This window comes from Zavarzinella sp. (assembly GCA_041399155.1).
In the GTDB taxonomy this organism is placed as follows: Bacteria; Planctomycetota; Planctomycetia; order Gemmatales; family Gemmataceae; genus JAWKTI01.
Genome location: JAWKTI010000005.1, coordinates 102,633 through 116,319, shown reverse-complemented (window position 1 = coordinate 116,319; position 13,687 = coordinate 102,633). Strand labels below are relative to the sequence as shown.

The following is a 13,687-nucleotide window of genomic DNA, read 5'->3' as shown; positions in this document are numbered from 1 at the left end:
AATGTTGTACCACTGCTGCAAAAAAATGTGGTGGAGAAAATAAAAATGAGATAACTTTCATTAATTGTACCGGATTCCTCCCCTGATCTGGGTGCGTACTACCTTCCCCGCGTGGGCCGTTCTAGAATGAGATTATGAAAAAGCCAATCGTCATCCTGATTGCCAGGCGGGAGATCCTCGATCTCTTGCGGGATCGTCGCACGCTGATGCTGATCCTGTTACTTCCTGCCATTATTTACCCCGCCTTTGCTGCGGTGGGCTTTCTGTTCGCCAGCACGCTGATGGGCCAGAAGTCGATCGTGGGCGTAGTGCGACCCGCCACTGCAGATCCCAACAACTTCGCTCTGGCGGTGGGGGGCCTTGCCAGCACGCAACTGCCAGAAACCCGCTGGCCCGCACTGTTTCAGGACGAACAATTTCATCCAGAACTGCTTGGTCAATCATCAAAACCCACGCAGGCTGCTGGTTCCGACCAACTGGCGGTTCGCTGGCTCGATTCCGATGATCCGGCCCCACTGCAAAATCGAGAAGTAGACACCATGCTGGTGCTGCCGTCGGATTTTGAACGACTGATTATTGCTGGCAAAAAACCAGAAATTCGCCTGATGCGACGCGAAAGCGACGAAACTTCCAAGCTGGCGATGGGGCGGGTAGAATCGATTCTGGGTGCGTACCGCAACAAACTGAACGCCACCCGCTTTGAACAGGCAGGCTTAACCAATTCCTTCGACCAACCGTTTCAAATTGTCACACCAGAACAAGGCAAACCGCTTTCCCAGCTAACTGCAAACGAACTGCGGGATACACTGGTAAAATTCCTACCCCTGCTGATTGTCATGTGGACGATGGCTGGTGCCCTGCACCCCGCGATTGACCTGACCGCGGGCGAAAAAGAACGTGGGACCATGGAAACCCTTCTGATCTGCCCCGCCCGCCGATCGGAAATTGTGGCGGGCAAGTTTCTGGCTGTGTTCGTTTTTGGCTACATGTCCGCCATTTACAACTTAATGTGGATGGCACTGGGGGCAATCATTGCGGGCTTTTTCCTGCCTGAACCAATATTGTCGTTTACCGGCCTGGCCTGGACCTGCATTCTTGCCATCCCACTGGCGATGTTTTTCAGTTCTTTGGCACTGGGCCTGGGTGCGTTCGCCCGTTCTACCAAAGAAGGCCAGTATTATCTGCTGCCCATTATGCTGCTGGTGATGCCGTTAAGCCTGATCCCGCTGACGCCCGGAATCCAGCTTACGCCCGGACTCAGTATGATACCTATATCTGGTCTGGTGCTGATCCTGCAAAATCTGCTGTCTGTTTCGGGCAAGCCGATCTCCGCTCTGACATGGTGCACCGGTCTGGGTTCTTTCTTCTTTTACGTGTGGATCAGCCTGTTTTGGGCATCCCGCCAGTTTCGACGCGAAAACGTCTTATTTCGTTCCCAACAAGCACTTAGCCCACGGGTGCGGTTGAAATTGTGGTGGCAGTCGGTTCGAAATCGACAACGAGGCGAAATATGAAATTGGGAATTGTCGGGGAAGCAACACAACTTCGGTTTCGGTCGATACTACCCCACATGGTGCGAATTGGGGCACGTGGCCTGCAGATGAGTGCGGTGGGCGAATTCGCACCTAAAAGTTTAGGCGAAACTGCCCGTAGAGACATTCGCAACCTGCTGAAAAGCCATGAAGCCCACCTGACGGCACTGAATTGCCCACTGCAACGTGGGATCGACGATGAATTTCAACTTCAGCCACGCCTGGAGGCGATTCGCGATACGATGGTGCTGGCGTGTGAACTGCAAAGCAACGTGGTGCTGGTGCCACTGCCGCAAATTCCAGTTGCCGACGAAAAAGGCGAACGCCCACGGGTGCTGCGGGAATCGCTGGATTTTCTGGGCAGCACCGGCGACCGGCTTGGCTGTCTGGTGGCAATGGAGATCGGTTTCGATCCTATCCCCTCTGTGGTAGAGTACTTACAGCAATTTTCTTTCGGTTCATTACAGGTGAATTACGATCCGGCGAACATGATTTTTCACCGCCACGAACCATTAAAAGACCTGGTGCTGCTGAAAGACCGACTGTGCCACTTTCACGCACGCGATGCCAGAAAGGTCAGTGTCAGCGAAGGCACGCAGGAAGTCGCTCTGGGTGCGGGTGACGTCTCCTGGCTGGCAATGATTGCCACGTTAAGTGCGATTGAGTACCGTGGCTGGATTGTGCAACGCCGCACCCCAGGACCAAACCGAATGCAGGACTTCGAAGCCGGGATCCAATTTCTACGAAAAATGACAATTTCTTCATGATCAGGTGGGCACCACCTGGCATCTATTTGTCTTAAGAATCTTAACTATAAGAAGCTAATCAGGTGAATAGTTGATTAGTAAGGCAAAAATTTTCAAAAAAGCAATTAAGCTACACTTGAACGCACGACAAAATCGTCGTACGATAAAGTAGTCGCACGAAATTATCGAATCGGAGGACCAAATGGGTAGACAAATAGATACCAAAAATGTGGTTGGGCGTGATGAATTGATTTCGAGAATCTGGGAAATGCTTCGCAGACCCCCAGAACAAGGATCACTTAGGTTCACTGCTGAACGCCGTGTCGGTAAGACCACGGTTATGACCAAGATGGCCGCAGACCATCCAGAAGACTTTGATGTTCTCTTCCTGGAAGTGGAAGGGATCAGTACTTGTCAGTCGTTTGCAGAACTGTTATTGAACAGAATGCGCCCTTTTCTTCAGAAGAAAGAAAAAGCCCAAAAATGGTTCGTAGATTTTTTGACAGGTCTTCGCGGTACAGAGATAGCGGGTGTCATCAAACTGCCAGAAACAAATGACCTGGGTTGGCAAACAATCTTCTTGAAAGCAATTGATGGATTCTGTCAGAATCGCGAAGATCGAACAATTTTAATAATGCTTGATGAATTGCCCTATATGCTTCAGAAAATTGAACAAGTTTCCTCAAAAGCTGGCAAACCACATGAAGCCCTGACACTAGTGGACACACTTCGGGCACTTCGGCAAAGTCATCGGAATCTAAGAATGATATTTGCTGGCTCTGTGGGCTTGCACCATGTGTTGCGGGATCTGAAACAGGATAAGTTGGCTTCTCAACCATTCAACAACATGGAACTTGTTGAAATTAAGCCCCTGAATGAAGAGCATGCCCTGATACTGGCAACCGAGTTGGCTAAAACCCAAATATTGAAGATTGAAGCAAAGAATCGCAAGGAAATTCTAAAGCGAATTGTGGAGCTATCCAGCAGAGTACCATTCTATATCGAACGGATTATTAGCCGACTAGGCCTACTTGGACGTTCAATTACAGTTGCCGATGTTGACGATTTAGTGCAGGAGCACTTAACCAGTGATCGTGACCCCTGGGAAATGGATCATTTCCGCAGTCGCTTGGTAACCTATTATGCAGGTTCATTAATTGATGCAAATGGAAAAACGATTCCAGAACATCAGATTGCTCGTGCGGTGCTGGATCATTTTGCCTGTACGGAAGACCCGCAAACAATTGAACAGGTCTGGCAAATAATCCGTGGGCAATATCCATTGACAGACCGAAAAATCATCGTCGATATGCTCAAATTTCTGGCTCAAGACCACTATCTCGAAACTGATTCACAAAAGCAGTATTCATTCCGTTTCCCTTTAATCAAACGCTGGTGGAAAATCGCCCAGGGGTTGGAATCATGACCAAACGAATTTTGATATCAGCGTATACACCCAGCAATATGCCCCCTGCATTGTTGGAACGGATATTTGTGCAACGGGAAAAATTGCTGGAGTTGATTGTTGACCAGATGACGATAAGCATGTCAACTGGCGACAAGCATCATATCCTGCTCGTGGGGCCACGGGGTAGTGGCAAAACACACCTTGTGTCACTTGCTGCCTGGAAATTGCGGCAAAACCCCGCACTCGCCGATACGATGCGGATTGCCTGGCTGGGAGAAGATGATGTTTTTTCAGGGCTGGTCCACTTTGCCTTCGCAATTGCAAAGTCGCTTGCAGTCGAATACCCTGATGAATTTCCTGAAGATTTCAAATCAAATGTACGCGGTTTGCCACCGGACGATGCGGCACTGGCAGTGCTGTATAAAGTGCTTGAGCAGTTAGAACACCGTCACATACTGTTGATTACAGAAAATCTTGACCAGACATTCAGCAGTTTGGGTGATACTGGTCAAAAAAAATTGCGGGCGTTTATGCAGGAAACCCGCCGAATTGCCTCCCTTAGCACATCCCAACAGTTGTTTGATGCCGTTTCCAGTCGCAATGAAGCCTTTTTTGGATTTTTCGATACCTATCACCTGGAACAGCTAACCGTCGAAAATGCCCTTCAATTGATTCGCAACATTGCACTAGAACAGCAGAATACAGAATTGGTCCAATTTCTGGATTCCACACAGGCACGGTATCGCATTCGAGCACTCCATCATCTTGCAGGGGGCAACTATCGGATGTATGTGCTGCTAGCAGAATTTCTAACCAGAGAAACGCTTGATGATCTCGTTTCTGCATTTGAGGCCCTGGCCGAAGAATTGACCCCCTATTTTCAGGAACGAATGAGGTCGCTGCCAGATCAACAGCGTCAATTGGTGCAATGCTTGTGCAATGCCACTGGTGCCCTTACTGTCAAAGAGATAGCCGAAGAAACGTTTATTGCCGAAGGAAATTGTTCCAAACAACTGGGAACTCTCAAAACAAAAGGGTATCTGTGTAGTGAAAAACGGGGCAAAGAATCTTATTACGACATTGCAGAACCATTAATGAGGTTAAGTCTGGAAGTAAAAAATTTGCACGGCCGTCCACTGAAGTTGGTCGCGCAGTTTCTGAAAGCATGGTTTCCTGAAACTAAGCTGGAGGATACGCTCAAGTCATTAACTGAAGATTCTCGAGTGTTTGAGTATTGCAAACTTGCATTGCAAGCCAATGATAGTGTTTCAGCTTTCATCAACGATCAATTATTGAAGGAACTAGATAAAGAATACAGGGCAGGAAATATCAGCAAAGCAATTCAGCTTGGTGATGAATTGTCGGCATCCGATCAGGGATCAGGTCTTCTAGAATTAGCCACTAAATTTGTTGAAGCGAATGATTGGGAACAGCTTGATGTTGTATTATCTCTAATCTGTAAATCGACTACCGTTAGTACTATTGTAAAACATGGTTCCGTGCTTATTAGAGGTATTTTTGAACTATTAAAAAATGGCCATGCTGAGTCATTATCTGATTACAATATTATTTTTCATTCCCCATATGTAGATGCACACCTAAAAGTACTCGCACTATTGATTAGAGGGACAGTCTATAATTTAAGGAATGATAAACAAGCTGCCATAAACGACTTCAGCTCTATAATTCAAATGGAATCTATTTCCGGTGATTTAAAAGCAAGGGCATGTGTCGAGAAGGCGAAAATAAATTTTGCTCGACACGAATGGGTAGAGAGTATTAGTAGCTTTGAATCAGCGATCTTCTTAAAAGGGCTTTCAGTAGATGATCATACAGGTGCATTATTTGAATTGCCTTTGCCAATGATTGCTGTTCGAACACTTGACCATGTGTTATTGGCTTACAACCAAGCTTTTCAACAGGGCAAAAAGGATTCCATACAGTACGGAGGCTCCCCTGTCAATTTGCTATCAATGATTTTGAAACGTAGCCTGACGGAGTGGGCAGCGTACATTTCTGCAATTACACCGCTGTATATCCAACATGGAGTGGCTGACAAACTAGGACAAGGAATTACCAAGTCTATCCAACATCTGGACGAAGGCGATTTTTCGAATTCGCAATTGGATTTGTGGTATCAGGCTTGGAAAGCAGCTGGGAAAGATTGCGAAGAATTAAAGATACCCCTGGATTGCCTCGAAGCAGCAATTGACGTGCTGAAATCTGACTCTCCTAACGACCGACCACTGTTTCGCTTACCACTCGAAGTTCGTCAACTCATCCGACCACTTCTAAAGAATAAGTTAGGTGGTGAATAATATTTTATCACTGTCGTTTCTGCCGATTTAACGTATTTCCCGATAAGAGTTTACAGAAAAATAATGTCTTGAAGAATCAGCAAGTATTATCTGAAAAGAACTTATTTTACTTGCGTACCAATGCACCAAAGGTGTTTGTCGCCACGGATAAAGATCTGGCCATCGGCAAGAGCGGGTGACGCAGAGACCGATTCTCCAATCGGATTTTTCCGCACCACTTCAAACTCGTCACTCACTTTGACAATGTACGTGATGCCATCATCATCTGTATAGTGAACATGGTCGCCAATCACTACCGGCGAGGCACTGTGGTGCTTGCCCAACCGTTCCAGCCATTTCAATTCCCCAGTCACGGCATCGCGGCAACTGGCACGTCCATCATCGTGCACCAGAAAGATCCAGTCTTTCGCAGCTACCGGTGAAGGGACATAGCCTGCCCCTTTCGTTTCATGCCACGCCACGTGGGTTTTGGTTACATTGCCCATGCCATCAGGTTTAATCGCCATAACGTGGTACGTGGGGAAACCCGCAGTCAGGAAAAACATCCCTTTACTGTAGACCATGCTGGCGACAAATTGTTCGGTCGGACCATCCACAATCCAAAGCTGTTTGCCCGTATCGGGATCGTAACTGGCAGTCGTCAGGCACCCCGTCATGACCATCTGCATTTTGCCCGCTGCTTCGTGAATAAATGGTGGGCAGTAAGAGCGAATCCGATTCGGCCGATCAATCCGCCAGCGTTCCTTACCTGTGGCTGCTTCCAGAGCTACCACGTACGCAGGTTTCTTTTTGCGAAATGCGTCCTGATCGCAATTTACGATGACCATGTCCTTGTACAGAATCGGTGGACTGCAAAAGCCATGTTTTGATTCAAAATCCCCCGGCGAAATCCTCCATACCTCATTACCATCGAAATCATATGCAGCAATGACCACTTTCGGATTGTCGAAGAAGGTGACAAATACCAGTTTTCCATCCGTGGCTGGAGTAGAGCTGGCAAAGCTGTTCAATTTATGAATCGATTCGGATGGTGCCTTCAGCACGGTTTTTGCCCACCGAATCTTTCCAGTGGTACGATCGATACTGATCAACTGGCGATCCATTGGCTGCTTGCGATCGGCAGTTTCCAGGCAGGTGGTGAGGAAAATGTGGTTTTCCCACACGATGGGCGAGGAATGCCCTTTGCCTGGGATGGGGCACTTCCAATGCACATTTTCTGTCTGGTCCCAACGAATGGGGAAGTTTTTCTCTGTGGTGGTGCCATCGCCCTGTGGTCCACGCCACATGGGCCAATTCGCCCCAAACAGAAACATGGGGGTAATGCCTAACAGGAAGGCGGCAGCAAAAAGTGGTTTGCAGATCTTCATACGCGGTGTTTACTCTACAAATGGTAGGATTGAATTGATGGTACCACAACGCTGTCTAGAAATCCAAGGAAAGATCGATAGCGAACAAGTACTACTTCTTTACAGGCAGCCATTGCACTGCATCGATCACTACGAAACCGTCCGCACCGCTATTGCTGATCGTCACGCTGACTGGTTTTACAGGGTCGAACTCATATACCCCCACAGAAATGAACAGTCGATCTATCGGTGGGGCCTTACGTTGATTAACCAGCACAGTTTTGCTGCCACCGTCATACTCCACCATAACGGGTACTTTGGTGGCACGATTACCATTGGCGGTGTAGGCCACGCGAACTTCATATTTCCCGGCAGCGGGCAATTTTGGCCGATAGACCGCAATATGTTTACCAGGATTCATCTCTTCATCATGGTGATATCCTGTGCCCACGTAAGGTGAAACCGATGAACTGAATGCTTGAAAACCCTTCCGCTCGGCCATGGCATCATCGACAACAATACCAGGCAGCTTTTCAACTGGAATGCCCCCATAACTGGCAGTGCGAGCATATTCCAGCACCTGTTTGTCGGCTAACAGACGTTCGCGTAGTTTCTCGTAGGGAACATCCTGAACAGTCGATTTAGCATCAATTGCCATGCAGGCAGCGGTGGCTGCACTCTGCCCCAGGATCATAAATACCGGCTCCATCCGAATCGACCCGTAAGCAATGTGGGAACTGGAAACACAGACCGGCACCAACAGGTTGGGGCATTCTCCCTTTTTGGGCACGATCGAGAGGTAACTGATCCGGTACGGCCCGCCTGGGCTGACCTGCACATCACCTTCATTCTGTACAAAACCGTTGGCATCCACATACCTCGTACAGTTATGGGAATCCATGTTGTAGGAACCCATGCCCACCGAAGCAGGGGTATCGCGCAAGGCTCGACAGTCGCGTTCCGTTACCACATAATCACTGACCATCCGGCGGGCTTCCCGCACATAAATCTGGTGGGGCCAATTGCCGTTGTCCACAAATTCATCCTTCGCAAGTCCCCACACCGACATCTGCTTGCGGATCTTTTCCGGCACCCGTGGGTGGTTGGCCAGCGTCCACATTAGGCCTTGCTGGTAGGTGACATGTGCCTGTAATATTTTTTCGCGTTCCGCATAGCTCGCCTTGGCAAAGGAATAATTCTGGCCAATGAAGTCGGTACTTACCGCACAATTGTTATTGGTATCTGTTTTGCGGTTTGGCATCATATCCGGTTTGAGTGGTAACCGCAGATCACCTGCTTCAAAGTTACGCAACAGCAATTCGTACTGCTTTTCATAGTATCCTTCAGGTTTCGGAAAAGGTACGCGGTTATCCGGATGATTGCTCATGCACATGCGGTAACAGTATGCCTGCATGCGGTGGTCTGCATCCCCATCTTTGGGATATGGCCCCGCTTCGATGCCGGGTAGCAAGCCACTGTTGGGATCGCCTGGCTTAACATAAGGATCCACTTTCACCACGAAGCGGTGGGCATGGGTGTTCCATTTGGCAGCGAAGCCGTTTAAGGTTTCCTGGTATTGAGAATTGGCTTCTCGTCCCACGGTGAAGGTCACGCCAGCCAGAGCCAGCAGGTCACCTTCGTAGGTGGCATCAATAAACATTTTAGCCGATACAGTTTTGCCAGATTCCAGAACGATCTTTGTAATGTTCTTCTGCTCTCCCAGTGTAATTCCTTTGGTGGGATCACGCAGCAATCGCTCGCCATAGAGCACAGGGATTTTATGCTCCTGCAGCATCTCACGTAACAGTTTTTCAGCGATTTTCGGCTCGAATGCCCAAATCGCATCTTCAGTGGGACGATAAAACTTGTAATCAATGGCTTTTTCTAAAGTCCACGCAGTTCGCTTATCGTCATGCTTTTTTAGCCGTTGGTAGAATTCGCGGGATATCCCACCGATGACTGCTTTGTTACCAGAATCGGTCCAGCCCAGGCCACCAGAGGTTAATCCTCCCAGGTGCTTGCTCGGTTCAATGACAATAACGGTCTTACCCATCCGGGCAGCCTGTACCGCTGCCACCGCACCACCTGCGGTGCCACCATAAACAGCAATATCATATTCTGCATCGGCAGCTTGCGATTGCTGGCACAGGCACAGCGCGCTTACAGCCAGCAGGGAATAAATTATACGCACAGATTCTCCTTGATAATTTCTCTGAAATACGACTTCTGGTGGTTATTTTTTCGCAGGATTCTTTTTCTTTGCTGGTGGGGTGGCTTTCAACTGCCACTCAGGCACATCGGTACGCATTTCCTGCATCATTTTTGTGAATCTGGCTACCAGTTCAGGTTGCTGTTTGCTGAGATCGTTGTCTTCATGCAGATCCGTGCTCAGGTCAAATAACTGCAATGGCTGATTGACCGCTTTAATGGCTTTCCACTTCCCCTGGCGAATGGCCTGTTTTGAACCACGTTCGTGAAACTCCCAATAGAGTGCTCGGTCATTCTGTGTTGCCTTGTTCGTTTGCAGATCCTTCCAAACTGTAACACCATCCAGATTCTTTGGACAATCGATTCCTGCAATGCTGCATGCCGTGGGGAACAAGTCCCAGAAAGTAAAGATCACATCACTGGTGCCACTGGGAATGCCAGGCCCACGCACCATCGTGGGCACACGGATACCCCCTTCGGTTAATGCACGCTTATAACCCTGCAGTGGGCCAGAACTATTGAAGAACGCAGGATCGGCCCCACCTTCTTTGTGCGGGCCGTTGTCGCTGGAAAAGAAAACCACTGTGTTGTCCGAGAGTTTCAGATCATCCAGTTTTTTTAACATCAAGCCCACGTCGCTATCGAGCCTGCTGATCATAGCTGCATGGTTTTTCTGTGCTTCCGGCCAATCTTTATCGCCATAGATTCCTGGGCTTGGGATCTCCATCCCTTTATTGCGGGCTTCGTTATTTGCATGTGGCAAGGTGGGGGTGTAGTACAGAAAAAACGGCTTGTCCTTGTTATCTTCAATGAACTTGACCGCATTGGCGGTAATGGAATCGACAGAATAAGTCGCCTTGTTGGTGGATACACCATTGACCACCACGTTATCAAATGGCACTTTCCTAGGTTCTTCACCTTTACCACTGGTCCATAAGTGATCGGGATAATAATTGTGGGCGTGCTTCTGATTCAGATAGCCGTAAAAGTAATCGAACCCATGCTTTGATGGCACGCCTGGTGTGCCAGGATCGCCCAATCCCCATTTGCCCACACACGCAGTGGCGTAGCCCGCACGATGCAATACGGTGGCGAGAGTTAAGTCTTTGTTATTCAGAGACTGATCGGCATTGCCACGGATTTTACAGTGACCCGTGTGTAATCCAGTCATCACGGTACAACGCGAAGGTGCACATACCGTGCTGCCCGCATAGCCCTGTGTCAGTCGTAACCCCTGTTTGGCAAATGTATCCAGGTGGGGTGTTTTGATCTGCTTTTGACCGTAACAGCCCAGGTCTCCATAGCCCAGGTCATCAGCCAGGATGAAAATAATATTCATCCGTTCTTTTGCCAGCAAGTGAATGGGACTGACCAGAAAACAGAGAAGTAACAGAATTCTCATGCAGTAATGCTCCGAAGGAAGAGGTTGTGAAGAATATGGTAACAAAACAGCTATGCAATTGCTATCGAAAGCTGATAGCAGCAAATAGTGGGTAGTGGGTGCCCGATGCTCAGGCGTTGCCTTTCCGTTTTGATCGGGAAGGCACAATCGTGAAGTTCAATTGTTTTTTCATGATATCCACCTGAGCTACTTCCACTCGCACCGTATCACCAAGGCGATAACGGATATCGCTTTTTGCTCCGGTTAAACTGCGCTCTTCATCATCAAATTGGTAAAAGTCTTTCCCGAGAGTGGATACATGCACCAGTCCTTCGATGGGAAACTCATTTCCCAGCACAAAAAAGCCATACTCGTGCACCCCAGTAATGACACCAGCCATTTTCATGCCGACACGATCCTGCAGAAAATAGAGCAGGCGCAACTGCACTACCGCACGTTCCGCATCTTCCGCACGTCGCTCGGTGACAGAACAGTGGGCGGCAATCGTTGCCAGTTCATCCCGGTCATATCCATTCCTGCCTTTGCTGATCATCGAATCAATGCAACGATGCACAATCAGATCGGGATATCGCCTGATCGGTGAAGTAAAATGGCAGTAGTGGGGTGCGGCAAGAGCAAAGTGCTCTTCCAGATCGGTGGAATAAATGGCTTGTTTCATCGTTCGCAACGTGGCATAGTGCACAGCGGCACGGTCGGGTCGCAACCGACTGGTCTGCAACAGTTTCTGCAGATCAGTTCGTCCTGGCTTGCGTGGTACTTTATAGCCAAGCACTTTTGCAAACGCAGCCAGTTGCTTCAGTTTCTCTTCCAGCGGGGTGGGATGCAACCGGCGAATGATCGGGATCTCTTTTTCGGCAAACCACGCAGCCACCGCTTCATTCGCCAGCAACATCAGTTCTTCAATAATCCGGTGGCTTTCCAGGTGCTGGCGATGATGAGCACCCGAAAGGTGGCCTTCCGCATCGTATTCCAACACTGGTTCTGGCAATTCCAATTCCAATGCACCACGTGCCTGTCTACGCTCGTGCAGGATCTGCATCAGTTCTCTGGCATGTCGCAACATTGCCACCATATCATCAGAAACATTCCAGGCAAAGGCGCGGTCAGGATCTTCCAGGATTTCCTGCACCTGTTCATAGTTAAATCGCTTGCGGTTGCAGATTACTGCATTGTAACAGTGTCGGTGGATGATTCCCCCATCCGCCGAGAGCTCTAATTGAATGCACTTTACAAATCGATTGACACCTTCCTGAAGACTCGCCAGTGAATTCGAAATGATTTCCGGAAGCATCGGTACCACGTGCTGTGGCAGATAAACGCTGGTACCACGCAGGCGGGCTTCGCGGTCCAACTGACTGTCCCGTGGGACAAACGCTGAGACATCAGCGATGTATACACGCACCTGCCAGTGGCCACTCTTCGGTATTCGCTGTACCGAAATGGCATCGTCGAAATCCTTGGCATCGGCTGGATCGATGGTAATCACCAGTTCCTGGGTATCATCCTGCCTGCCTGGGAATACGTTCGGGTCGAATTGATCGGCAATCGCAATCGCTTCTGCGTGGGCTTCGTCGGAAAATTTTTCTGGAATACCAGCAGCACGCAGGATGGCGTGGAGATCGACGCGTGGGTCGCCCGCATTGCCCAGCACTTCGGTAATGACCGCTTCCGCACGTTGATTGTCGACCGGAAAGCGGACAATTTCCACAACTACTTTCTGGTGGTGGTGCACACCATGGCTTTGAGCATCCCGCACCAGCACACTTCGCTGAAATAAATCACTATCGAGCCGCACGAGGTGCTGGCCATTGCGGACAAAATAGGTGCCCACGTATTCTCGCTGTGGGGCGGTACCGGGTACAACTTTGGCAGCACCACTATGGGCTTTCCCTGCTCGACGGGTGACATCAAACTGCACCTGATCACCCGCACGGATCCCTTCGGGTAGATCAGGGATTTCGTAGCGTTTGCCTTTCTTCGTAATTCGCACCACCACGTCGCCCTGGGCAGTCTTTTCTACCACCCCCGTTTCGGGTTGAGGTGGGGTTGCAGGCAGGATCAGGTGGCTTTTACCGTACCGCACCTTGCCCGCTTTCACCAACTGCGACAGCGTTTTCCGAAGTTCGCGAAGTTCGTGGTCTGGCACGCCCAAACGCCGCAGCAATGCCTTGGGAGTCATGGGGGTGTACGAAGAACGCGACACTTCCGCGATGATTAATTCTGAGAGATTTGCCATAATTCTGAACCGATGCGTGCAGTGCACAAGAAGCAAACTGATCTGGGCATTCGGGGTGCTGTTACCTGCCAGCGAATAGAGATGTTTTTCAATAATTTGCAGAAAAGACAATCCCACGCGGGTTAAGGTTCGCCGAATCGGTAGTTGCCAGGTGTTTGATTGTTGGTGTCAGTAACCATCGGGCTCCTGTGAGTTATTTTTTAATTGATGTTGCCAATGGACCAGCCCAAAGACAATTTCCTGTGGATGCCACCACATTTGCCATTGTGACAAATGGAATTATTTCCACATGTATATTAATATATCCACATGATCCAGAAATTGGACAATTTTTTTGGAGATGCGTGCGAATATCAGCGAACAAAATCTTCGTAAGTTGCTATCTGAAAATAACTTGCGTCGACAAAAATTATTTTTGGAGAATTTTTCCAACTTGTTATCACCCCCAGATCAGTCAAGAACAAATCCAAGTTAATTGATCATCATGAGTT

8 protein-coding genes are annotated in these 13,687 nt (G+C 48.9%); 4 read left to right on the top strand and 4 right to left on the bottom strand.

Features of this window, described 5'->3' with window-relative positions; genetic code table 11:
- Positions 1-134 precede the first annotated feature (134 nt).
- The 4 genes from R3B84_20935 (at position 135) to R3B84_20920 (ending at position 6,004) form a co-directional block, all read left to right on the top strand.
- Positions 135-1,514, top strand: a complete 1,380-nt coding sequence (locus tag R3B84_20935) for an ABC transporter permease (protein MEZ6143037.1) — start codon at positions 135-137, stop codon at positions 1,512-1,514.
- A complete protein-coding gene (locus R3B84_20930; GenBank protein MEZ6143036.1) occupies positions 1,511-2,299 on the top strand; it encodes a TIM barrel protein in 789 nt (262 codons plus the stop codon). Before R3B84_20935 ends, R3B84_20930 begins: the two co-directional genes overlap by 4 nt.
- A 181-nt stretch (positions 2,300-2,480) precedes the next feature.
- Complete coding sequence (locus tag R3B84_20925) at positions 2,481-3,704, top strand: hypothetical protein (GenBank protein ID MEZ6143035.1); 1,224 nt, start codon at positions 2,481-2,483, stop codon at positions 3,702-3,704.
- Positions 3,701-6,004, top strand: a complete 2,304-nt coding sequence (locus tag R3B84_20920) for a hypothetical protein (protein ID MEZ6143034.1) — start codon at positions 3,701-3,703, stop codon at positions 6,002-6,004. Before R3B84_20925 ends, R3B84_20920 begins: the two co-directional genes overlap by 4 nt.
- 101 nt (positions 6,005-6,105) lie before the next feature.
- Here the strand turns inward: R3B84_20920 and R3B84_20915 are convergent, their stop codons facing one another.
- From R3B84_20915 to rnr, 4 genes are all read right to left on the bottom strand, one after another.
- Positions 6,106-7,371 carry a PQQ-binding-like beta-propeller repeat protein gene (locus R3B84_20915; protein MEZ6143033.1) on the bottom strand — a complete coding sequence of 422 codons (1,266 nt, stop codon included), beginning with the start codon at positions 7,369-7,371 and terminating at the stop codon, positions 6,106-6,108.
- Between the two features lie 91 nt (positions 7,372-7,462).
- Entirely contained in the window at positions 7,463-9,541 is a 2,079-nt protein-coding gene (locus R3B84_20910; protein ID MEZ6143032.1) for an FAD-dependent oxidoreductase, read from the bottom strand.
- Positions 9,542-9,583: 42 nt separating this feature from the next.
- A complete protein-coding gene (locus R3B84_20905) occupies positions 9,584-10,960 on the bottom strand; it encodes an arylsulfatase (protein MEZ6143031.1) in 1,377 nt (458 codons plus the stop codon).
- 109 nt (positions 10,961-11,069) lie between these two features.
- Positions 11,070-13,196 (bottom strand): ribonuclease R, encoded by a 2,127-nt coding sequence (gene rnr, locus R3B84_20900; GenBank protein ID MEZ6143030.1) that lies wholly within the window; start codon positions 13,194-13,196, stop codon positions 11,070-11,072.
- Positions 13,197-13,687 lie beyond the last annotated feature (491 nt).

Coding starts and splice junctions, on each gene's coding strand:
- R3B84_20905 (MEZ6143031.1), bottom strand. CDS start 10,960: ATGAGAATTCTGTTACTTCTCTGTTTTCTGGTCAGTCCCATTCACTTG.
- R3B84_20930 (MEZ6143036.1), top strand. CDS start 1,511: ATGAAATTGGGAATTGTCGGGGAAGCAACACAACTTCGGTTTCGGTCG.
- rnr (MEZ6143030.1), bottom strand. CDS start 13,196: ATGGCAAATCTCTCAGAATTAATCATCGCGGAAGTGTCGCGTTCTTCG.
- R3B84_20915 (MEZ6143033.1), bottom strand. CDS start 7,371: ATGAAGATCTGCAAACCACTTTTTGCTGCCGCCTTCCTGTTAGGCATT.
- R3B84_20920 (MEZ6143034.1), top strand. CDS start 3,701: ATGACCAAACGAATTTTGATATCAGCGTATACACCCAGCAATATGCCC.
- R3B84_20935 (MEZ6143037.1), top strand. CDS start 135: ATGAAAAAGCCAATCGTCATCCTGATTGCCAGGCGGGAGATCCTCGAT.
- R3B84_20925 (MEZ6143035.1), top strand. CDS start 2,481: ATGGGTAGACAAATAGATACCAAAAATGTGGTTGGGCGTGATGAATTG.